We start from the raw sequence: 21,859 nt of genomic DNA on the forward strand, positions 1-21,859 counted from the left end.
ACGTGAATCCTGACGACACCATGACTTTCGATCGCAACCTCCACTCCCACCGCCGCTTCAACCCTTTGGCCGGCCGCTGGGTTCTCGTCTCACCGCAACGCAGCCTGCGCCCTTGGCAGGGTCAGACCGAAAGCCCAGACGAAGCGCTGCGCCCGGCCCACGACCCCAGCTGCTATCTCTGCTCCGGCAACACCCGCATCAACGGAGAAAAAAACCCGAACTACACCGGCACCTTTGTGTTCGAGAACGACTTCGCCGCGCTGTTGGCCGATGTCCCTGAGCCCCAAGAAAGCAGCACAGGTCTAGGCGGCGCGCTGTTCCAGGCCCAGCCGGCCCGAGGCACCAGCCGCGTGATCTGCTTTTCGCCGGACCACAGCCGCAGCCTGCCCGAGCTCGATGATGTGGCGCTGCGCGGGGTCGTCGCCACCTGGTGCGCTCAGAGCGAAGAGCTGGCTCACCGTTGGACATGGGTGCAGGTGTTCGAGAACAAGGGCGCCATGATGGGTTGCTCCAACCCACACCCCCATGGCCAGGTCTGGGCCAGCGATTTCGTGCCCGACCTGCCGCAACGCGAGGACCAGCAACAGCGCGATTGGCTACTCAGCCACGGCGAACCCATGTTGCTGTCGTTCGCCCGCGCTGAGGCTGCCGACGGAGAGCGCGTGGTGGTCCAGAACGAGGACTGGTTGGTCATCGTGCCCTACTGGGCCGAGTGGCCATTCGAGACCCTGCTGCTGCCGCGCTTCGCGGTGCAAAACCTGCATCAACTGAGCGAGCAGCAACAGGCCAGCTTGGCCGACATCGTGCGCCAACTGACCATTCGCTATGACAACCTCTTCCAGTGCAGTTTCCCCTACTCCATGGGATGGCATGGCGCGCCCACCGGGCCGGAGGCCACGCCGGCGCCGCACTGGCAGCTGCATGCCCATTTCTACCCTCCCCTGCTGCGCAGCGCGACAGTACGCAAGTTCATGGTGGGCTTCGAACTCCTGGCGGAATCCCAGCGCGACCTGAGCCCCGAGCAAGCGGCGGCCCGCCTGCGCGAACAAGCACCCACCCATTACCGCCAGCGCTGAGGCCCGGCCATGACCAAGCAACTCCCCCCGACTGCCCAGGCTGCCGTCCAGGCCTACATCGAGCGCCACGGCGCCAAGCCCACCGTGCTCGCCCGCGCGCCCGGCCGTGTCAATCTGATCGGTGAACACACGGACTACAACGATGGTTTTGTGCTGCCGGCAGCCATCGACCGCGACACCTGGGTTGCCGCCGGCCCACGCAGTGATGGCCAGGTGCTGGCCATCGCGCTGGACGAGGGCAAGGCCGAGGACCACTTCGAACTCTCTGAGCAAGCAGCTCATCATCCTGAGAGCGGCTGGCGTGACCATGTGCGCGGCACGCTGGCGCAGCTCGTGCCGCTGGCGCCTCTGCCCCAAGGCATGAACTTGGTCATCGCCGGCGACGTACCCATGGGCGCCGGGCTGAGCTCCTCCGCATCGCTGGCCATGGCGCTGCTGCGTGCGGCCCAAGCTCTGTCCGGCGATGACACCCTCAACGGCAAGCAGCTGGCACGCCTCGCACAGCAGGCCGAAAACCGCTTCGTCGGCTGCCAGTGCGGCATCATGGATCAGCTGACCAGCGCCGAGGGCAAGCCCGGCCACGCCTTGTTGATCGACTGCCGGTCCCTCGACACCGAGCCCGTATCTTTACCCAAGGGCACCACCCTCTTGATCGCTCACTCACGGGTGCGCCGCGGCCTGGTCGACAGCGCCTACAACGAGCGAAGAGAGCAATGTGAAACAGCGGCCCGCGCCATGGGTGTGCCGGCGCTTCGGGACGCCACGCTGGAGATGCTGGCGGCCACGCCCATGTCAGACCCAGTGATGCGTCGGGCTCGCCACATCATCACCGAGAACAGCCGCGTGCTGAGCGCCACGCAAGCCTTGCGTAGCGGCGATATGCAAGGCTTGGGCGAGTTGATGGCGGCATCGCACGCATCCATGCGCGATGACTTCGAAATCACCACACCGGCCATCGATCAATTGGCCAGCCTGCTGCAAAACGTAGTCGGCAATGCTGGCGGCGCGCGCATGACTGGCGGCGGATTCGGAGGTTGTGTGATCGCGCTCTTGCCTCAGGCGCTGGTCCCCGCAGCCAAGGCCGCGCTGGAAGCCGGCTACCGCTCGCCCGAAGGCCGGCCGGCTTTGGTCTATCTGTGCGAAGCAGGAGCAGGCGCGGAGGCAATTCACATGACGGCTACAGGTACGATGGAGGGATGACCACCCTCGTTCAGGTTGCACAAGTCGCCGGAGTCACTGCTGCGACCGTTTCCAATGTGCTGCGCGGCCGCGGCAAGGTGGGCGAGGAAACCCGCCGCCGCGTGCTGGCCGCCGTCGAAAGTCTGGGTTACCGCCCCAATCTGATGGCCCGCGCCCTCGTCGAGGGCAAGCCATCCACCATCGCCCTGGTGGTCAGCAGCATTGCCAACCCCTTCTATCCGGAGTTCGCACTTCAGGTGGAGCGCGCGGCCCGCAAGCTGGGCTATTTCCTGCTCGTGTGCAACACCAACGACGACCCAGCCCAGGAGCGCGCCTATCTCGACGCTGTCGGCGGCGCGCTGGCCCAGGGCGTGATCGTGATGAACGCCGACTTCGTGCAACTCGACGCACTCCAGGATCTGCGCCAACGCGGTGTACCGGTGGTGCTGTGCATGTGGGAGCGGCCGCAGGAGCCACCTCCGCTGCCCTGCGTTGCCGTGGATCTCTATCAGGCCGGCGTCTTGGCCGCCGAACATCTCTTGCGGCTGGGACATCGTTGCTTGGGCGCCGTGGTCGGGAGCGAGCCCAGTGGCAACCACCGGTGGCGGCTCCAGGGCTTTCTGGATACGGCCCAACGAGCCGGCATGGACTTGCCCCCAGACCACGTCCGCTATGGGCACGACACGATTGACGATGGCAGAAATGCGGCCCACAGCTTGCTGGCCACCCACGCGGACATCACGGCCGTCTTCGCGACGAATGACTTGCCTGCTTTAGGCGTTCTGCAGGCGGCAGCAGACTTGGGGCTGGAGGTTCCCAGAGACCTTTCCGTCGTCGGAGTGACCGACATTCAACTGGCCCATCAAATGCGACCAGCACTGACCACCGTCGCCGTACCCACCGAAGAAGCTGCCGCGCTCGCGGTTCAAATGCTGCTATCGGAAATCAGCGCACAACCCGGAGATGCCACGCCCATACGTGTCACCAAGCCGCCCCGCTTGGTGGTTCGCACCTCGACGGGCAAAGCGAGTGACATCGGGCGATGAGGGAAGAAGCCGAGGCCCTGCCGATCACCTGATACCGCACACCCTGATCGCCACACGGACCCGCCATCTCCCACAGCCAGTGCCTGGCATGCAAGCTGCTAAATTGCGGCAGCGGCGCGCGCCGAACTCCGTTGGCTCCTGCGCCGCCGCAGGCCTGTCTGGGCTCGCGCCGCAACTTGCCCGGAACCCTGTCATGCCCCGACCCGCCATCAGCTGCCACGACTACGGCCACCTGCCCGACGGCCGAACCGTCCATCAGTACACGCTGGACAATGGCGCCGGCCTGCGCCTGAGCGCCATCAACTACGGCGGCATCGTCACCGCGCTGGAGATTCCCGATTCACAAGGCCGCAGCGCCAATGTGGTGCTCGGTTTCAGTGCGCTGCACGATTATGTGGAGCGCAACCCGCATTTCGGCATCATCGTCGGGCGCTATGCCAACCGCATCGCCGGCGCTCGACTGGAACTGGACGGCCGGAGCTACGCGCTCGATGCCAACGACGGCCCCCACTGCCTGCACGGTGGCGCACAAGGCTTCGGCCGCCAGCTTTGGGAGGCCGAGATCGAGGGCCAGGATCTGCTGCTGCGCCTGGACAGCGCGGACGGCGACCAAGGCTTCCCCGGCCGCTTGCAGGTCCAGGTGCGCTACAGACTGGGCGATGACATGAGCTGGCGCATCGACTACGAAGCCCGCTGCGAACGGGCCACTGTGCTCAACCTCAGCCACCACGACTACTTCAACCTGGCCGGCAGCGGCACGGCCTTGCAGCACCAGCTGCAGATCCATGCCAGCCACTACACCGAGGCCGACGCGCGACGGATTCCGCTGGCGATTGCGCCGGTGCAGGGCACGCCCTTCGATTTCCGGCAGGCCCGCACGGTTGCCGAGCGCATGGGCGAGCCCCACCCCCAGCTGCTGCGCAGCCATGGCTATGACCACAACTGGCTGCTCGATGGGCCGCTGGATGCGGAGGGCCTGCGCCCTGTGGCGCGGCTGAGCGAGCCGGTCTCGGGCCGGGTGATGGAGATACGGAGCAGCGAACCAGCGCTGCAGTTCTACTCGGGCAACTTCCTCGACGGCAGCCTGCTGGGCAGCGGCGGCCAGCACTACCAGCGCGGCGACGGCCTGTGCCTGGAGACCCAGCACAGCCCCGACTCGCCCGCGCACCCCGACTGGCCCAGCACCGTGCTGCGCCCCGGCGAGGTCTACCGCCGCTGCACCGTGCATCGCTTTGCCCATCTCTCCGGGAGGGAGCAATGAGCGTAGCGCCGGCCTGGCTGCCGGCCGACGCGAGCGAACGCCAGGCCCTGCATGAAGAGTTGCACGCTCGCCCCCCGGCACGCATCCGCCTGCCGGCCTTGGTGGTCTATGTGGCAGTGCTGAACCAGGGCGTCAGCCGGGAGCAGGAATGGGCCCATCTGTGCCAGCTTCCGGGTCAGCAAGGCTTGAGCCCAAACGCGCTGAACGCCAACTTCCTGCGCCTGCGCCTGCGGCCCCAGCCGGGCGGCCCGACCCTCAAATGGGAGCGCCACAACGAGTTCACGCGCTATTCCCTGCTGCAAGCCCTGCCGGCCGATGCCGGCCTGGGTGCGGCCGAGCCCGATCTGCTGCGCGAGTTGGCCTTGCCCTCACAGTGGCTGCAAGGCATCCCCGGCCGCACCATCGTCGCCCTGCAACTGGCCCTGGTGGCGTGCGAAATGGACTCGGCCGGCGGCCCCGCCGAGGCGCTGAAAGCCGCTCAGACCTGGTTCGGGCCGCAGCCCCTGGTGGCCTCGCTCTTGGGCAGCGGCCATTCCCTGGCCGTCACCGACTTTCACCTGCGGTCTTGCGGTTTTTCGCGCCTGCTGGTGCTCAGTGACCGCGCCGGCAGCGAGATGCGCGCCGGCCGCCTGGCCCAGCGCCTGCTGGAACTGGAGACCTACCGCATGATGGCCTTGCTGGGCCTGCCCGTGGCCAAGGCCTTGGCACCGCTGCTGTCCGATTGCGAGCAGGCACTGGCCGCCCTGACGGCCGACCTGCAGAACGGCGAGCGCGGCGCGGAGGCCGAGCAACTCGATGCCCTGATCGCACTGGCCGCGCGGGTCGAGCATGCAACCGCCGCACATGGTTACCGCTTTGCCGCCACCAAGGCCTATGACGGCCTGGTCAGCCAGCGCCTGCGCGAACTCGGTGAACGCAATCTACCCGGCACCCAGACGCTCGGGGGCTTTCTGCAGCGCCGCTTCTCACCGGCCGTGGCCACCGTGGACTCAAGTGCCCAGCGCCTCAATGCCTTGGCGCAGCGCATCGAGCGCTGCAGCGCCTTGCTGCGCACCCGAGTCAACATCACGGCGGAAGGCCAGCAGCAGCATCTGCTGCTGCAGCTGACGCGCGGCCAGGACCTGCAACTCAAGCTGCAAACCACGGTCGAGGGCCTGTCCATCGCCGCGATTTCCTACTACGTGATCAGCCTGCTCGGCTACGCCGCCAAGGCACTCAAGTCGGCCGGCCTGCCGCTCAACCTCGACATCACGACCGGCCTGCTGATCCCGCTGGTGCTGGCCGGCGTCTGGCACTTGAGCCGGCGCATCCACCACCGATTGATGCCCCGCGGCTGATGCACGGCGGCTCGCAGCCGCTCAGTGCAGGCGGTACTGGTGGGCGTCTGCCAGGCCGCCCCGCACATTGAGGCCCTGGGCCTTCCAGCGCGCAATATGCGGCGCCAGACGTTTCACAAAGGCTTTGGGCTCCGACCTAGCCTGCTGGCGCCAAGCCACCTCGGCCACGGCCGCCAGGCGCGGGTAGAGCATGAACTGCAGGTACGCTTCGCTGCGCACGTTCTCGGTCCACAGCGGAGCCTCGATGCCCAGGACCCGCTGCCGCTGCGCCTCGCCCAGGCCTTCAGGCATGGGCTCCCAGGCCACGATCTTCTCGACCGACACCGGGCCGCCGGTATTGCCCTCCCAGGGTGCGCCCGGTTCACCCAGGCCGGCGGCGTAGTCCAAATACATTCGGTCCGAAGGCGACAGAATCACCGACTGGCCTTGGTTCAGTGCGGTCAGCACCGCTTCCGGGTGGTCCATGCGCCACCACTGCACAACCATGCCCTCGCGCAAGCCGGCGGCGATCACCTCATCCCAAGCGATCGGCACCCGCTGGTGCTTTTGGATCAGCTGAACCATGCGGCGCGCGAACTCAGCCTCGACAAACTTCATCTGCGGCGCTTGGCCCGCAGGGGTCAGGTCTTGCGCCATGGCCACGACCTCGGGCATCTGCGCCCAGCGGGTCTTCTCCACCCAGACTTCATCGCCGCCAAAGTGGATGTAGCGCCCCGGGAACAGCGCGGCCAGTTCGCCCAGCACGGTGTCGATGAAATGGTAGGTCTCGGGCTTGGCGGGATTGAAGGTCACGAGGCCGTCGAAATACTCCGGGTAGGCACGCGCCGCCGCGCCGCTGTGGCCGGGCATGTCGATCTCGGGAACCACCTCGATATAGCGCTCGGCGGCGTACCTGACGATGCTGCGGATGTCGTCAGCGCTGTAGAACTGCGCCGGCGCATCGGGGCGCGAATGATCGCCGCGCCCGCCCACTGTGCTCAGCTTCGGGTAGGCCTTGATGGCCAAACGCCAGCCCTGGTCGTCGCTGAGGTGCAGATGCAGGCGGTTGAGCTTGTAGAGGGCCATTTGATCAATGACGCCTTTGACGCGCTTCACATCATGGAAGTGACGCGCCACGTCCACCATGATGCCGCGCCACTCAAAGCGCGGGGCGTCGCTGATGTCTGCGGCCGGCAGCTCGAAACGGCCAGCGCTGAGCGTCCGCTTGGCCTCTTGAGGCAAGAGCTGCAGCAGCGTCTGCGTTGCGTAAAACGCGCCGCTGGGCTCAGCGGCCTGGATGAGGACTTCTTCGCTGCCAATCTTCAGGCGGTAAGCACCGCTCACCTTGCTGTCCAGGCTCAGCTGTTCGAAGCGAATGCGTGTGGCGCCGCTCGCAGGCGCGGCCCCTGTTGGCAGCATGTGCAAATCCAAGCTTTGCGCCAGGACCCGGGCCGGCACACTCAAGGCCTCCGTACTTTGCACAAACACCTGGGCATTCAGGATGAAAGGCGCTTGCTCCGCCTGAGTCGTCACCGCTTGGGGTTGGGGCACCAGAGCGCTCAGTGGAATCGGCACCGGCTTGGGCGTGGCAGCGACTTGCTCAGCCTGGCCCGCCAGGGGCAGGCCAAGACACACACTCAGCAGCCATGGCAAGGCCCGCCGGGCCTGGGTACAGCGAGCCCGGAACGCGGGCAATGAACCATCAAAACGCATGTATGAAATGTTCCCTGAAACAGGCCCCAAGCTCGGGGCGAAAGTGCACGGGCATTCCGCCACGCTGCGGCATCCTATCGCCGGCATGCGCCCCCCTGCGAGCGATCGAACTTGACCCGGCGCTGGGATGACTCCTCAGACCCTGGACCTCGATCACAGCAAGCTCAGCGATGAATGCCTGGCTCAGAACACATAGTGCGCTTGCTCCGTCAGACGCGGCCACCGGTCTGTGCGGAAGGGCACCGCCGGCAGACCCGCACGGTTGAACAAGTTGTTGTGCTGCGGGTTGTCCACCCAGCCAAAACGGACAGCCACCGGGTGTTGGATTGCATCGTGATGCACGCGCACCGTTTGCCCGACGATTCTGGCCTGGGCAGGCTGGAACTGGCCCGAGGCATCGGCGATGGTGAAGCCCTGCAGCGCAGCGCCCGTGCTCAACAAGCCCGTCCCCGCATGATCAAAGCGCAACTCCAACTCGCGGCCGCGCCGCTTCATGCTACGGTAAACCGGGCCTTGCGCTTGCCAGGTTTTCCTCTTGCCGCTCTGCTGCAGGGCCAGGCCTGCCAGGCGTTCACCGACCACCTGCTTGTTGCGCGGGTGGAGATTGCCGTCATCGGCCACATCGCTGGTCACCACCAAACCAGTGTGGGGCAAACGCAGTGCCTGGGTCTGGGCCTCGCGCAATTCGGCCCAGGCGCTGCCGCTCAGGGTGTTGAGCGCCGCCGGGCTCTCCGCCGCGATCTGGACCAGATGGAAGGGGAAGTCGCCCTGCCCCCAGCGGGCGCGCAGGTCGCTGATGAAGGCGGGCAAGAGGCGCTCGTACTGGGCTGCGCGGGCCACATTGCTTTCGCCCTGGTACCAGAGCATGCCGCGCAGGCCAAAGCCCTGAACCGGATGCAGCATGCCGTTGAACAAAAGCGAAGGCAGCTCGTTCGGACCGGGCTCGGTTTTGTCGAGCAGGGATTCGACACGGGCTTGCCAGGAGCCGGCCAGGGTCAGGTCTTGCACGCCCTCTCTCACTCCCAAATGCAGGCGCAGCTGCTCGGGCGTACCGTGGATGCCGCCGCCCATGCCCTGGTCCGTGACACGCACGGCGATCACATTGGCGCCTGCGCGCAGGAGGCCGGCCGGCAACCGGTAGCCGCGCGGCCGGTCCCAGCCACACTGGCCGCCCACGGGCTGGCCGTTGACAAAGGTCTCATCGCAGTCGTCCACCTGAGCGAGATGCAGCACAGCCTCGGGGGCCGCAGCCTGGGCCGGGCTCAGCTGCAGGGTCTTGCGATACCAGATCTTGCCGTCCAGGTTCTCCAGACCCTGGGTTTCCCAGATGCCGGGGGCGTGCAGACTCGACCAGGCCCTGTCGTCCAGGTCCGGATTGGCCCAGGTTTCGGCCTCTGCGGCACCGGCCGGGCCTGTGCCCTGCCAGGCCTTCACCCGGCGCAGCATGCGGGCCTCTTGCTGGGCCACGAAGTCTCGCTCGGAGCTGGGCAGAGGCGCTTCCAGCAGCGGCGCGATATCGGCCAAGGTCTTCAAGGCCGCGGGGCTCATCCAGGCTTCGATCTGAGTGCCGCCCCAGGACACATTGAGCAGCCCCACCGGCACGCCCAGTTCACGGCGCAGGCGCTTGGCAAAGTGGTAAGCCACAGCGCTGAACTCGGCCGCATGGGCGGCAGTAGCGGGCTGCCAGGCCGCGGGGGCGATGTCGTCCTGCGGCTGCAGGGCGGCGCGGTGAGCGACTTTGAAGTGGCGTATGCCATCGTCGCGCGCAGCGGCAGCCTCGGCCGGGCCGTCCAGCGAATCACGCAAGGCCCATTCCATATTCGACTGGCCCGAGCACAGCCAGACCTCGCCCACCAGCACATCGGCCAGCACCAAGGCCTTGGCGCTGCGACTCCCGCTGACCCTCAGGGTGTGCGGCCCGCCGGCCGCCTCAGGCTTGAGGCGCACGCGCCACCGTCCCTCAGCATCGGCCTGCACGGTCTGGCTTTGGCCGCGAAACTGCAGCCGCACGGTTTCGCCCGGCGCAGCCCAACCCCACACGGGAATCGGCGCCTCGCGCTGCAAGACCATATGCTCGCCGAACAGCCCATGCAGCCGAACCTCGGCCTGGACCGCAGTACTCAGTCCGGCCAAGCAAGCCAGCAGCGTGGCCGCGCGCCAGTTCATGGCTGGCCCGCCCAGGTGAAAGTGACCACGCTGTGCTTGGGCAAGGTGTAGGCAAATCGGCGCGCGCCGCTGCCGACCGTGAAGCGGCGGTTGTGTGCCTCGCCATTGCTGACGATCAGGGCGATCGAGCCGTCATCGGCATTGCGAAACGCCACCGTGTCCATACCGCCAACCTGGGCCGGCGAAGCAATGCGCTGGGCGCCGCGACGCACGAACTTGCTGGCATGGCCCAAGGCGTAATACTCGATATTGCGGGTGACGGCGCCGGTCTTGGAGTTGATGGTGACCACGCCACGGCAGTCCTTGCAGCCGCCCAGATGGGGCCCGTAGTTTTCATCGAGGGCCAGGTTCCACATCAGCACGCCCTTGGCCCAGCCGCGGGTGCTGCCGATGACCAGATTCTTCATCATCCAGGGCAGGGTCTTGTGCCACTCGGGCGCCCACTCCCCGCCCGAGCATTCGGTGAACCAGGTGTCCTTGTCGGGGTGGGCCTCATGGACCACGGTCTGGGCCTGCACATCGCCGGCATAGCAATGCCAGCCCACGCCCGACACATAGCGCCGCGCCACCGGATCGGCCAGCACGGCCAGCGGCGATTTGACTTCATCCCAGTTGTGGTCCCATTCGATCAGCTGGGTCTTCATGCCACGCTGAGCCAGCAAGGGGCCCAGATGCTGGCCGACCAAGGCTGCACGCTCGGCCGGGTCCACGAGCATGCCGGGGTAGTCGTCCGGCTCGTGGTGGGGCTCGTTCTGGACCGTCAGCGCGAAGATGGGCACGCCTTCGGCCGCGAAAGCGTCGACATAACGGACCAGGTATTCGGAGAACACGCCGTACATCTCAGGCTTCAGGCGGCCCTTGATCAGGCTGTCGGTCTGTTTCATCCAGCCCGGAGCGCTCCAGGGCGAGGCCATCAACTGCAACTGCGGGTTGACGGCCAGCGCCGCCTTGACCACCGGCAGCACATCGGCGCGATTGGGCTCGATGGAGAAGCCCGCCAAGCTCATATCGGTTTGGCCGGGAGGCAGGTCGAGGTAGCTGTAGTGGCTGCGCGAAAAGTCCGAGCCGCCTATGGTCAGCCGGCTGAGGTCGAAACCGATGCCGGCCGGGCCCCGGCCAAACAGCTCGGCCAACAAAGCGCGCCGCTGCGGCTCGCTCATGCGCTGCTGGATCAGCCAGGCCGAGGCATCGCTGATGGCGGCGCCAAAGCCCTCCATGGTCTGGAAGCGCTGGCCGGCATCGACTTCGATGTGCAAGGGCAAGGCCTTTTGCCCCGCTTTGAACTGGCTATCGGGCTCGCGGGCGAGCAAACGCGTGCGGTCAGCACGGGTCTGCCAGGACGAGGCGGTGTCGGCCGCCTGGGCCGCTCCGATGCTGGCCCATGCTGCCCACAAAAGCGCGCAAGGGGCGAGTCGATGGCGAAGAATGTTGAAGGTCATGAAAAGCAATCCGACAGAAAAGGTGGAGGTTCAATCCAGCCGCACGCGCAGCAGCAGCGGGTGGTGATCGGAAGGGAAGCGGCCGGACAGCGAATCGCTGAGCACGCCGTACTTGAGCACCGAGATGCCGGCGCTGACGAAGACGTAGTCGATGCGCGCCTTCATCTCGGCATCGATCTTGAAACCATTGAAAGTGCCCAAAGGGCCGTAGGGCGGGCTCTGGCTGACGAGGTAGGCGTCGCGCAGCGCGGCCTGCATGCGCTGGATCTGCTCGGTCTCGGGCGTGGAGTTGAAGTCGCCGAGGCAGAACACCGGGGCCGTGCCCGCGATCTCCTTGACTTTGCGCAGCAGCAGCTGGGCCGATTCCTTGCGCGCCAGCTCGCCCTCGTGGTCGAAGTGCACCGAGAAAACATAGAAGCGGCGCTGGCTTTCGCGGTCGCGCAGCTGCACCCAGCTGGCCAGACGGTTGCAGCAGCGCGCGTCCCAGCCCTTGGACGGCACTTCAGGTGTCTGGCTGAGCCAGAAGTCGCCCTGGCTCAGCGCCTCGAAGCGGGCTTTGCGATAGAAGATGGCCGAGTGCTCGCCGGCCCGCTTGCCGTCGTCGCGGCCCACGCCGACATGGGCAAACTCGTCCATGCGGGCCAGCTCGTCGATCTGCTCGGGCAGGCCTTCCTGGGTGCCGAAGACATCGAACTCGTGGTAGCGGATCAAGGCCTTGACGGCCTCAGCACGCTTGGGCCAGGCGTTAGGGCCGTCAGAGGCCAGATTCAGGCGCAGGTTGTAGCTGGCGATGTGGAAGCTGGGGCTAAGGCCGCCCCCGGCCGCTGCACTCACATTGCAGGCCAGCAGGCCCACCATGGCAAGGACTGCCAACATCCATCTCATACGCTGCTCCCTGGCCTGGCGGCCTGACAATGTTCGGCGATATAGGCGGCCTGGGTGGGCATGGCCTGCACGCAGCGGGCGATCACCTGTTTCACATGCACCATCAGCTCCAGGGCTTCAGCCTTGGGCGTTTGCTCGGCCAGCGGGTGGTAGCCCTGCGGCCGTATGCCTTGGCCATTCATGACCTGCAGCCAGCTGAGTTCGGCAAACAGCTCATCGCCCTCGCGGACGATGCGGCCGTTGCTGCGGTAGAGGTCCATCTTGTGCTGCAGCGTGGCCGGCACTTCCATCTGGCGGCAGTGGTCCCAGAACGGAGAATCGTCCCGCGCCGTGGCCTTGTAGTGCAGGATGATGAAGTCGCGGATGCGCTCGTATTCGAACTGGGTCTGGCGGTTGTACTCGGCCCGCTCGGCCGCATCGAAACCGCGGTGCGGGAACAGGCTGATCAGGCGCGCCAGCGCCGTCTGGATCAGGTGGATGCTGGTCGACTCCAGGGGTTCCAGAAACCCGCCTGCCAGGCCAATCGCCACGCAGTTCAGGTGCCAGGCCAGCTCACGCCGGCCCGGCTGGAAATGGATCAGCCTCGGCTCGGCCAGGGGTTTGCCGTCGAGATGCTGCAGCAGCAGGTCCTGCGCTTGCGCATCGGTGGTGAAGGTGCTGGCGTAAACATGGCCGTTGCCGACGCGATGCTGCAGCGGGATGCGCCACTGCCAGCCGGCATCGTGCGCCGTGGCCCGGGTCATGGGCAGCAGCGGCCCGGCCGATTCACTGGGCACGGCGACCGCCCGGTCACAAGGCAGCCAATGCGACCAGTCCTCATAGCCGACCTTCATGGTCTGAGCCATCAGCAGGGCCCGCATGCCGGTGCAGTCGAGGAAGAAGTCGCCTTCAATCCGTTCCCCGCTGTCCAGCAGCAAGGCGCTGAGATGGCCCTGCCCGCCGGCCCGCTGCACCTCAACCACCCTGCCCTCGGTTCGGATCACGCCGCGCTGCTCGGCCAGGCGACGCAGGAAGCGGGCATAGAGCGCGGCGTCAAACTGATAGGCGCTGGCAATGTCCGCCAAGGGCGAGCCGGCCATCTCGGGCCGGGCGCGCATGAACTTGGCCTGGCGTGGCGCTGCGGTGTTGATCGAGTAGTCGCCCAGCTCGCTCACCAGGCCTTCGCGGCGCAGGCGCAGCCATTGCTGGTAGAAGCCGACCCGACCGAAGTCCTGGCCGAAGCTGCCGAAGCCATGGATGTAGCGCTCGCCCAAAGCCCCCCAGTTGACGAATTCGATGCCCAGCTTGAAGGTGCCTTGCGTGGCTCGGATGAACTCGTTCTCATCGATGCCCAGGGCGGCATTGAAATTCTTGATGTTCGGGATGGTGGCTTCGCCGACGCCGATGCTGCCGATCTCCTCCGATTCGACCAGATGGATCTGGCAGTCCGCCGGCAGCAGCGTGGACAGCGCCGCAGCGCTCATCCAACCCGCGGTGCCGCCGCCCGCAATGACGATGCGGCGCAAGGTGTGTACGCTCATGGGAACAGCTCCGCCAGACCTGGCATGAGAAGTGTCAAAAAGGGGGCAGAAGAACGCGGCGCCTCAGAGACGCTGTTCGCTGCGCTGATCGAACAGGGAAGCGCGGGCCAGGTCCAGGTCGAAGCCCAGCTCCTGATCGGGCTGCAACTGCACATGGTCTTCGACGATGGCCGCCAGCAGCTGGCTGCCCGACTTGAGCCAGACCACCTGATGGTTGCCCATGGGCTCAATCAGGTGCACCGAGCCCAACCAGGCACCGCCCGGGTCGAGGCGCACATGCTCGGGCCGTATGCCCAGCAGCACCTCCTGCTGATGCTGCGGGGCCTGCTGAAAGGGGTAGTTCGTCAAGTCGACGTTCAAGCCACCGGCCAGGGACAGACCGCCGCTGGCATGGCGCAACAGCTTGCCGGCCACGAAATTCATGCCCGGTGCGCCCAGAAAGCCGGCGACAAACAAATTGGCGGGGCGCTCATAGACCTCGGTCGGCGCGCCGATCTGCTGGATCACCCCTGCGCGCATCACCACAATGCGGCTGGCCAGGGTCATGGCCTCGACCTGGTCATGGGTGACGTAGATCATGGTCGAGCCGAGCGTCTTGTGCAGCAGCTTCAACTCGCGGCGCAGTTCGCCGCGCAGCTTGGCATCCAAATTGGACAAGGGCTCGTCGAACAGCAGCACCGCGGCCTCGCGCACCAGCGCACGGCCGATGGCCACGCGCTGGCGCTGGCCGCCCGACAGCTGCGCTGGCTTGCGCTGCAGCAAGGCCTCCAGCTGCAACATCGCCGCCACCCGCTGCACGCGGCGCTGCACCTCGTCCTTGGGGCAGCCGCCGACGCGCAAGCCGAAGGACATATTCTTCTCCACCGTCATGGTCGGGTAGAGGGCATAGGACTGGAACACCATGCCAATGCCGCGCTCGCTGGGGTCGGCGAAGGTCATGTCCTGACCGCCAATTTCCACGGTGCCTTCGGCGATGCTCTCGAACTCCGTCAGCCCGGCAATGCTGTGCAGCAAGGTGGACTTGCCGCAACCCGAGGGGCCGAGCAAGACCAGGAACTCGCCCTCATGAATTTCCAGATTCAGGCCCTTGATGACCTCGTTGCCGTCGAAGCGAATGCACAGGTCGCGGATGCTGACGCCACTCTTGGGCTGTGGGCTCGTCGTTGTCATCATTGTTCTCTCAATCAACCTTTGACCGCGCCGGCCGCAATGCCGCGCACAAACCAGCGTCCGGAGACGAAATAGACCAGCAGCGGCACCATGGAGGTGAGGATGGTGGCCGCCATGTTCACGTTGTAGAGCCGCTCGCCCGTGGTGGTGTTGATGACGTTGTTCAGCTGCACCGTCATCGGCAGATGCTCGCGGCCGGCGAAGACCAGGCCGAGGATGTAGTCATTCCAGACCCCGGTCACCTGCATGATGGCCGCGACCACGATGATGGGCGTGGACATGGGCAGCATCAGCTGGACAAAGATGCGCCAGAAGCCGCCGCCGTCGATGCGCGCCGCCTTGAACAACTCCTGCGGGATGGCGCTGTAGTAGTTGCGGAACAGCAAGGTCATCACCGGCATGCTGAAGATCAGATGCACGGCCACGATGCCGGGCAGCGAGCTGTAGAGGCCCACGGCCGCCATCACCTTGACCAGCGGGTAAATCATCACCTGCACGGGAATGAAGGCGCCCAGCATCAGGATGCCGAACAGCACATTGGCGCCGCGTGGCCGCCAGAAACTCAGCGCGTAGCCGTTCAAGGCGCCGATCAAGACCGGCAGGATGGTGCTGGGCACGACGATGGCGACCGAGTTCCAGAAACCGGCGCTGATGCCCTCGCAGGACACCCCCGTGCAGACCTCGCTCCAGGCCGCACGCCAGGGCTCCAGCGTGGCCGCCATGGGCAGGGCGAAAAGCTGGCCCAGGCGGATCTCCTCCATGGTCTTGAAGGAGGTGACCAGCATGATGTAGAGCGGGGCCAGGAAAAACAGGGCCGCGGTCAACAAGAAGGCATAGATGCCCCAGCGGGCCGGATTGAAGCGCCCCCGCGCCTGAGCGCGACGGGCCGCTTGGGCTTTCATTGCAATGGCTGAGTGGCTCATGCGCCCTTCCCCTTCATCGCCCCGTTGCTTCGAGCACGGCTGCGGGCGTAGAAAAACGGCGCCACCAGGGCCAGCACCGTCAGCAGCAGCACGATGGCGCCGGCCGAGGCCAGGGCCACATTGGCGCGGCCAAAGAGGTGGTCCATGATGAATTTGGCCGGCACATCGCTGGCCGTGCCGGGCCCGCCCTGGGTCATGGCCGCCACGGCATCGAACACCTTGACCGCCGCAGTGAAGAGCAGCACGAAGACCGTGGCGAACGAAGCGCCGAGCATGGGCAGGACGATGGACAGGTAGACACGCCAGGGCTTGATGCCGTCGATGCGGGCGGCCTTCCAGATGTCCTCATCGATGCCGCGCAGGCCGGCCAGCAGCAGGGCCATCACCAGGCCCGAGGCCTGCCAGACCGAGGCAATCACCACGGTGTAGATGACCTTGTCCTGGTCGATGATCCAGTCGAAGGTGAAGTTCTCGAAGCCCATCTGCCGCACCGCCTGCTGGATGCCGTCGGTGGGATTGAGCACCCACTGCCAGACCAGGCCGGTGGCCACGAAGGACATGGCGTAGGGATAAAGAAAGATGGTGCGCAAAAGCCCTTCGCCACGCACCTTCTGGTCGATGAACACGGCCAGCAAGAAGCCGATCACCATGCAGGCCAGGATAAAGAGCAGACCGTAAACGGCCAGGTTCTCGAGCGAGAGCAGCCAGCGCTCGTTGCCGAACAGGCGCTCGTACTGGGCCAGGCCGACGAAGTCGTCCTTGGGGAAGGTGCGTGAGCTGCTCAGCGAAACGCGCAGGCTCCACAGCACCGCACCGAGGTAGCCCAGCAGCACTGTCAGCGCCATGGGCAGCAAGGCCGCCCAGGGTGTGAGCCTGCGAAAGATTGAAAGCCGTGGTTTGCTCGACATCAGTGGCTGGCCATCAGTTGCTGTTGAGCGCAGAGATCAGGTCTTTCTGCACTTTCTCGACCGGGATGTTGCGGTTCCAGTAAGCGGTGACGATGTCCTGCATGGCGCCGTTTTGATCCGGCGTCAGGTAGACCTCGCCATTGCCCAGGTGCCGCGACTTGTCCTTCATGATGGCCACGCCCTGCTGGCCGCAGAAATCGAGCTGGCTGGCATCGACATCGCTGCGCGCCGGGATCGAACCCTTCTTGATGCTGAAGGCAATCTGCGTGGCCGGTGAGGTGGCCACGGTGGCCAGCAGCTTCTGCGCCTTGATGGCCTCGGGCAGGTTGGTCTTGGGGAAGACCAAGACATCACCCTGGATGATGTAGGGCGAGTTGGGGCCGAAGCCGGCGATGCAGCCATAGTCGCGCCCGGCTTCCTGTTTGGCCAGGGCGAATTCGCCCTTGGCCCAGTCGCCCATGAACTGCACACCGGCCTTGCCATTGATCAGCAAGGCGGTGGCATCGTTCCAGTTCCGGCCCGGCGAGCCCTTGTCCACATAGGACTGCAAGCGTTTGAAGCTCAGCAGCACGTTCTTGAACTCGGGTGACATGATGGCCTTGGGGTCGCGGTCGCGCATGACCTTGAGGTAGAGCTCGCGGCCGCCGACGTTGCTGAGCACGGCGGCAAACACCGTGTTGTCTTGCCAAGGCTGGCCGCCATGGGCCAGGCCGATCAGGCCCGCAGCCTTGAGCTTGTCGAGCGCGGCAAAGAGCTCGTCCATGGTCTTGGGCTCGGCCGCGATGCCAGCCTTCTTGAAGGCGGCCTTGGAGGTCCAGATCCAGGCCGGCATGTGGATGTTGACCGGCGCGGCATAGAAATGGCCCTTGACTTTGATGACCTTGAGCACCGTCTCGGGCAGGACCTGCTCCCATTTGCCGGCGGCGGCGGCCTCGTCGATGTTGTTCAGCAAGCCCTGGTCCACCACATCGAGGAACTGCTTGGAGGTATTGAACTGGGCGGCGGTCGGCGGGTTGCCGCCGATGATGCGGTTGATCGCCACCGAGCGTGCCTGCTCGCCCAAGGCCACGGCCGTGTCCTTCCAGGCGCCACCGGCGGCGCTGTAGGCGTCGGCCAGGGCCTTGACGGCGGCCGACTCGCCGCCCGAGGTCCACCAGTGGATGACTTCGGCCTTCAGCGGTGCTGCAGCAGGCGCAGCAGCCGGCTTGGTCTGCGCCTGGGCCGCTGCGGCAGCGCCAGCGAGAGTGGCAGTCGCGGCGAGCAAAAGGGCCAGCTTGCCCCAGACATGGTTCGCGTGTTTCATCGGTCCGCCTCTCCAGGCTGCAGGAACTGGGCATACCACTGGCCGCTGGCCTTCAGGGTACGTTGCTGGGTTTCAAAGTCGACGTAGCTCAAACCGAAGCGGCGCAGATAGCCCTCGGCCCATTCAAAGTTGTCGAGCAGGCTCCAGGCGAAATAACCTTTCAAGGGCACGCCGGCCGCCATGGCGCGCTGGGCGGCGGCCAGATGGCGCTGCAGATAGCTGCGGCGCTGCACATCCTCAACACGGCCATCGGGCAACATCTCGTCCTCGAAGGTCGAACCGTTCTCGGTCAGGTAGACGCAGGACGGCGCGTAGTCGCGCTGGATGCGGGTCAGCAGGGTGACCATGCCTTCCGGGTCCACCTCCCAGCCGAAGGCGGTGCGCTCCACGCCGGGCGTCTCGACCACGCGGGTGGCGATGGGCGCCAAGCCCGGGGCGTTTTCTATCCGCTCAGGGAAGTAGTAATTGACGCCCAGGAAATCGGTGGGCGTGGCAATCTCGCGCAGATCATTGCTGAGCAGCTGCGGCGCATCCGAACCCAGCAAGGCCAGCACATCCTCGGGGTAGCCGCGGCCGTGTAGCGGGTCCAGGAACCAGCGGTTGCGCAGGCCGTCGTGGCGGATCGCGGCGGCGGCATCCTCGGCGCTGTCGCTGGCCGGCGAGATCGGGTGCAGGCTCAGGGTGATGCCGACTTGCGCGCCAGGAACCATGCGCTTGATCAGCGGCACGGCGCGGCCATGCGAGAGCAGCAGGTGGTGGCAGACCAGCAAGGCGGTCTTGTGGTCCTTCAGGCCCGGCGCATGGTTGCCTTCGAAGTTGCCGAGGAAGGCGGTGCAATACGGTTCGTTGTGGGTGATCCAGTGCTTGACCCGGTCACCCAGGCGGCGCGTCACCAGTTCCGTGTACTCGAGGAAGGCGTCGACCGTGGCCCGGTTGGCCCAACCGCCCTGCTCCTGCAGGGCCTGCGGCAGGTCCCAGTGGTAGAGCGTGGCCCAGGGTTGCAGGCCGCGCTCCAGCATGCCGTCGACCAGGCGGGAATAGTAATCCAAACCCTTTTCATTGACGGCACCGCGGCCCTGCGGCAACAGGCGCGGCCAGGCGATGGAGAAGCGGTAGGCATTCACGCCCAGCTGCTTTGCCATGTCCAGGTCTTCGGGCCAGCGGTGGTAGTGGTCACAGGCGACGGCGCCGCTGCTGCCGTCGCGGATGCGGCCGGGTTCGCTGCAGAAACGGTCCCAGATGGATTCGCCACGGCCGTCTTCCTGCGCCGCGCCTTCGATCTGGTAAGAGGAGGTGGAACAGCCCCAGCGGAAATCGCTGGGAAAGTCGCGGCGCAGAACGCTGGCGCCGCTGTGGCTGGGGTCGGTCTTGAAATTCATGGTCAGGGAGCGGGAGAAAATTGGGTGCAGCTCAAAGCATCGGGCTCTTGGGCCGCGCCGGCACGCACGCGGATGTTGGCGAAGGCGGCGGCAAACGGAGCGTCGGCCGTCAGGCTGAAGGGCGCGCCGATGCGGCTCAGGTCCGCACCTTGGGCGGCGAAGCAGGCGAGCGGGATCTTCAGGCTGTGGCGCTGCCCGGTGGGCAAAGCGCTGATCACGCGCTGCAGATCCAGCGTGCCGCCACAGCCCGGGCCGCATTCCATGCGCAGGCGCACGGGGCGCTGCGGCGCCTGCTCCGGCAGCAGGTCAAACACCAGAGCAGGTGCGGGGTAGACGGTCAGATCAGCTTGCTGGTTGGAGCCGATGTGGAAGGTGGCCGGGCCCATCCAGACCAGGCGCTTGGCATCTTGCTGGGTGTTGATCTGGGTGGTCGAGACCCGGATCGCTGGTTGTTCGGCCGGGGCTTCCAGCACTGCATTGAGGTCGGAGCCGAGGCCGCGATTGGGCCAAGCGCCGCTGGGGCTGCCCACATGCATCTGGTACGGGCCCTGCCCCGTCTGGCGGAAGATCAACAGCTCTTTGGAGACATCGCAGCCGCCGCTGCGCTCGCTGACCGGCAGCTGCCGCACGGCACCCGGCTTGGCATAGCTGAGGCCATAGCCCGGCTTGAACAAGGGTGGGCTCTTGGCGCTGACGCAGGGCGCCGAGGGCCAGGCAAAGGGCAGCTTGGCGCGGAAGTCCTGCGCCGGCTGACCGGCCGCGTTCTTGAACAAGAGATCGGCCACGCCCGCACCTTCGCTGCCCGGCAACCAGGCGGCGACGAAGGCATCGGACAGGTTGAGCAAGTCATTCGCGTAGACCGTGCGGCCACTCAGGAAGACGCTGATCACCGGCACACCGCGGCCGCTGACGGCGCGCAGCACGGCCAGATCTTCCGGGTAGCGCCGGCTGTGCTGCAGGGTGCTGGAGGGCGAGATGTCGCCCACCCCTTCGGCGTAGGGGGTCTCGCCGATAACAGCGATGACGGCATCGAACTGGCGCGGGTCCACACCGGCGCCATCGGCGCTGAAGCTCACATGCGCCGCGCCGGCAAGCTCACGAATGCCCGACAAGATGGACTGCGAAGCCGGGAAGTCGGCGTTCTGCGTGTCCGTGCCCTGCCAGGTCATGCTCCAGCCACCGGCCTGGTTGGCCAGGCTGTCGGCGCTCTTGCCGACCACCAGAATGCGCTTGCCTTGGGCCAGCGGCAGCGCGCCGCGCTCGTTCTTCAGCAGCACCAGGGTCTGGCGCACGGCACGGCGAGCCAAATCGCGGGCCAGCAAGGCCTCAGGTCTACCGGCCACCACGCTTTGGCGCGGCGAGGTCTCGAACAGGCCGGCGCGCAGCTTGACGCGCAGGATGCGCGTCACCGCATCGTCGATGCGCGACATTGGGATCTCACCGCGCTCGACCTGGGCGATGGTGTTCTGGATGAAGGCACGCCAGTCCTCGGGGACCATCACCATGTCGATGCCGGCCTTGATGGCCTGCGGGCAGCTGCTGTCTCGGCAACCGGGCACCTGGCTGATGCCGTTCCAGTCGGACACGACCAAGCCGTCAAAACCCATCTTCTGCTTCAAAGCCACGGTCAGCAGCTCATGGCTGCCGTGCATCTTGCCGTAGTCCTGGGCACCCGGCTTGGCAGCCACATCGGTCCAGCTGTGGAAGGAGGCCATGACCGTCTGCACACCGGTCGCCAGCGTGGCGTAATAGCCTTGGCCGTGCACATTGATCATCTGCGATCGGCTGACCAGGCTGTGGCCCTGGTCGCGGCCGAACTCGGTGCTGCCGTCGCCGATGAAATGCTTGGCCGTGGCTACCACCCGGCTGCTGTCGCCGAGCCGGCCTTGCAGACCGCGCACCGATGCGGCACCCAGGCGCGCCACCACCATGGGGTCGGCGGAAAAGCTCTCATAGGTGCGGCCCCAGCGCGCATCCTGTGCCACGGCCAGCGTCGGCGCGAACACCCACTGGATGCCGGTGGCGCGCACCGCGCGCGCCGTGGCCGCGCCGATCTCTTCCACCAAGGCCGCGTCACCCGCGGCACCCAGGCCGATGTTGTGCGGGAACAAGGTGGCGCCACGCACATTGCCATGGCCGTGCACGGCATCCGTGCCCCAGATGATGGGAATGGGCGTGCGCGCGCCGCTGGCAATCAAGGCCTCGTGGTAAGCCTGGGACAGGGCCACCCACTCGGCCACCGAAGCCTCGCGCTTGTTGCCCGGCCAGGCGCCGCCGCCATTGAGCACCGAGCCTATGTGATAACGGCCCGCCTCCTCGGGCGTGATGTACTTGATCTCGGGCTGGGTCATCTGCCCGACCTTCTCCGCCAGGCTCATGCCGGCGACGATGGCCCGGATGCGCGCCTCCATGGCCGGGTCGGCGAAGACGGCGCTTTTCACGGCGGGCCAGTCTTTCAGCAGGCGCGGCGCAGCCTCGGCCGGGCCGGTGGCGCAGAACAAGGCGGCCGCGCAAGCCAAGAGGCTTGGCACATGCCGACGGACAGGGGCTGGGGCTGGGGCTGGATGCATGGTTC

At 66.3% G+C, this 21,859-nt stretch carries 16 protein-coding genes; 5 read left to right on the top strand and 11 right to left on the bottom strand.

Going from position 1 to position 21,859, the window contains the following annotated elements:
- The first annotated feature begins 20 nt into the window (after positions 1-20).
- From LNV28_RS15285 to LNV28_RS15305, 5 genes are all read left to right on the top strand, one after another.
- Positions 21-1,076 carry a UDP-glucose--hexose-1-phosphate uridylyltransferase gene (locus LNV28_RS15285; protein WP_263517240.1) on the top strand — a complete coding sequence of 352 codons (1,056 nt, stop codon included), beginning with the start codon at positions 21-23 and terminating at the stop codon, positions 1,074-1,076.
- A gap of 9 nt (positions 1,077-1,085) precedes the next feature.
- Entirely contained in the window at positions 1,086-2,276 is a 1,191-nt protein-coding gene (gene galK, locus LNV28_RS15290) for a galactokinase (RefSeq protein ID WP_263517241.1), read from the top strand.
- Positions 2,273-3,301: a LacI family DNA-binding transcriptional regulator gene (locus tag LNV28_RS15295; RefSeq protein ID WP_263517242.1), complete on the top strand. Its 1,029-nt coding sequence runs from the start codon at positions 2,273-2,275 to the stop codon at positions 3,299-3,301. Before galK ends, LNV28_RS15295 begins: the two co-directional genes overlap by 4 nt.
- A gap of 193 nt (positions 3,302-3,494) precedes the next feature.
- Positions 3,495-4,562, top strand: coding sequence for an aldose epimerase family protein (locus LNV28_RS15300; protein ID WP_263517243.1), 1,068 nt, complete (start codon positions 3,495-3,497; stop codon positions 4,560-4,562).
- The gene (locus LNV28_RS15305) at positions 4,559-5,899 is read left to right on the top strand and encodes a DUF3422 family protein (protein WP_263517244.1); all 1,341 of its coding nucleotides are present in this window, start codon (positions 4,559-4,561) and stop codon (positions 5,897-5,899) included. The genes LNV28_RS15300 and LNV28_RS15305 overlap by 4 nt, the downstream gene beginning before the upstream one ends.
- Before the next feature lie 21 nt (positions 5,900-5,920).
- Here LNV28_RS15305 and LNV28_RS15310 read toward each other — a convergent pair whose 3' ends face one another.
- The 11 genes from LNV28_RS15310 to LNV28_RS15360 form a co-directional block, all read right to left on the bottom strand.
- Entirely contained in the window at positions 5,921-7,429 is a 1,509-nt protein-coding gene (locus LNV28_RS15310; RefSeq protein WP_263517245.1) for a beta-N-acetylhexosaminidase, read from the bottom strand.
- A gap of 345 nt (positions 7,430-7,774) precedes the next feature.
- The gene (locus LNV28_RS15315) at positions 7,775-9,757 is read right to left on the bottom strand and encodes a sialate O-acetylesterase (protein ID WP_263517246.1); all 1,983 of its coding nucleotides are present in this window, start codon (positions 9,755-9,757) and stop codon (positions 7,775-7,777) included.
- Positions 9,754-11,196 (bottom strand): glycoside hydrolase family 30 protein, encoded by a 1,443-nt coding sequence (locus tag LNV28_RS15320; RefSeq protein WP_263568992.1) that lies wholly within the window; start codon positions 11,194-11,196, stop codon positions 9,754-9,756. Before LNV28_RS15320 ends, LNV28_RS15315 begins: the two co-directional genes overlap by 4 nt.
- 30 nt (positions 11,197-11,226) lie before the next feature.
- The gene (locus LNV28_RS15325) at positions 11,227-12,072 is read right to left on the bottom strand and encodes an endonuclease/exonuclease/phosphatase family protein (protein WP_263517248.1); all 846 of its coding nucleotides are present in this window, start codon (positions 12,070-12,072) and stop codon (positions 11,227-11,229) included.
- 5 nt (positions 12,073-12,077) lie between these two features.
- Positions 12,078-13,601 carry a tryptophan halogenase family protein gene (locus LNV28_RS15330; RefSeq protein WP_263517249.1) on the bottom strand — a complete coding sequence of 508 codons (1,524 nt, stop codon included), beginning with the start codon at positions 13,599-13,601 and terminating at the stop codon, positions 12,078-12,080.
- Positions 13,602-13,664: 63 nt separating this feature from the next.
- Positions 13,665-14,774, bottom strand: a complete 1,110-nt coding sequence (locus LNV28_RS15335) for an ABC transporter ATP-binding protein (protein WP_263568993.1) — start codon at positions 14,772-14,774, stop codon at positions 13,665-13,667.
- Positions 14,775-14,785: 11 nt separating this feature from the next.
- On the bottom strand, positions 14,786-15,694 hold the full coding sequence (locus tag LNV28_RS15340) for a carbohydrate ABC transporter permease (protein ID WP_411969982.1): 909 nt from the start codon (positions 15,692-15,694) through the stop codon (positions 14,786-14,788).
- Positions 15,691-16,602, bottom strand: coding sequence for a carbohydrate ABC transporter permease (locus tag LNV28_RS15345; RefSeq protein WP_263517251.1), 912 nt, complete (start codon positions 16,600-16,602; stop codon positions 15,691-15,693). The genes LNV28_RS15340 and LNV28_RS15345 overlap by 4 nt, the downstream gene beginning before the upstream one ends.
- A 13-nt stretch (positions 16,603-16,615) precedes the next feature.
- Complete coding sequence (locus LNV28_RS15350; protein ID WP_263517252.1) at positions 16,616-17,905, bottom strand: ABC transporter substrate-binding protein; 1,290 nt, start codon at positions 17,903-17,905, stop codon at positions 16,616-16,618.
- On the bottom strand, positions 17,902-19,284 hold the full coding sequence (locus LNV28_RS15355) for a GH1 family beta-glucosidase (protein ID WP_263517253.1): 1,383 nt from the start codon (positions 19,282-19,284) through the stop codon (positions 17,902-17,904). The genes LNV28_RS15350 and LNV28_RS15355 overlap by 4 nt, the downstream gene beginning before the upstream one ends.
- A 2-nt stretch (positions 19,285-19,286) precedes the next feature.
- Positions 19,287-21,854 (bottom strand): glycoside hydrolase family 3 protein, encoded by a 2,568-nt coding sequence (locus tag LNV28_RS15360; RefSeq protein WP_263517254.1) that lies wholly within the window; start codon positions 21,852-21,854, stop codon positions 19,287-19,289.
- Between the last annotated feature and the right edge of the window lie 5 nt (positions 21,855-21,859).

It is taken from the genome of Paucibacter sp. DJ2R-2 (assembly GCF_025717675.1).
Lineage (GTDB): Bacteria > Pseudomonadota > Gammaproteobacteria > Burkholderiales > Burkholderiaceae_C > Paucibacter_A.

Coding starts and splice junctions, on each gene's coding strand:
- LNV28_RS15330 (WP_263517249.1), bottom strand. CDS start 13,601: ATGAGCGTACACACCTTGCGCCGCATCGTCATTGCGGGCGGCGGCACC.
- LNV28_RS15320 (WP_263568992.1), bottom strand. CDS start 11,196: ATGACCTTCAACATTCTTCGCCATCGACTCGCCCCTTGCGCGCTTTTG.
- LNV28_RS15340 (WP_411969982.1), bottom strand. CDS start 15,694: ATGAGCCACTCAGCCATTGCAATGAAAGCCCAAGCGGCCCGTCGCGCT.
- LNV28_RS15315 (WP_263517246.1), bottom strand. CDS start 9,757: ATGAACTGGCGCGCGGCCACGCTGCTGGCTTGCTTGGCCGGACTGAGT.
- LNV28_RS15295 (WP_263517242.1), top strand. CDS start 2,273: ATGACCACCCTCGTTCAGGTTGCACAAGTCGCCGGAGTCACTGCTGCG.
- LNV28_RS15345 (WP_263517251.1), bottom strand. CDS start 16,602: ATGTCGAGCAAACCACGGCTTTCAATCTTTCGCAGGCTCACACCCTGG.
- galK (WP_263517241.1), top strand. CDS start 1,086: ATGACCAAGCAACTCCCCCCGACTGCCCAGGCTGCCGTCCAGGCCTAC.
- LNV28_RS15350 (WP_263517252.1), bottom strand. CDS start 17,905: ATGAAACACGCGAACCATGTCTGGGGCAAGCTGGCCCTTTTGCTCGCC.
- LNV28_RS15355 (WP_263517253.1), bottom strand. CDS start 19,284: ATGAATTTCAAGACCGACCCCAGCCACAGCGGCGCCAGCGTTCTGCGC.
- LNV28_RS15360 (WP_263517254.1), bottom strand. CDS start 21,854: ATGCATCCAGCCCCAGCCCCAGCCCCTGTCCGTCGGCATGTGCCAAGC.
- LNV28_RS15335 (WP_263568993.1), bottom strand. CDS start 14,774: ATGATGACAACGACGAGCCCACAGCCCAAGAGTGGCGTCAGCATCCGC.
- LNV28_RS15325 (WP_263517248.1), bottom strand. CDS start 12,072: ATGTTGGCAGTCCTTGCCATGGTGGGCCTGCTGGCCTGCAATGTGAGT.
- LNV28_RS15300 (WP_263517243.1), top strand. CDS start 3,495: ATGCCCCGACCCGCCATCAGCTGCCACGACTACGGCCACCTGCCCGAC.
- LNV28_RS15285 (WP_263517240.1), top strand. CDS start 21: ATGACTTTCGATCGCAACCTCCACTCCCACCGCCGCTTCAACCCTTTG.
- LNV28_RS15305 (WP_263517244.1), top strand. CDS start 4,559: ATGAGCGTAGCGCCGGCCTGGCTGCCGGCCGACGCGAGCGAACGCCAG.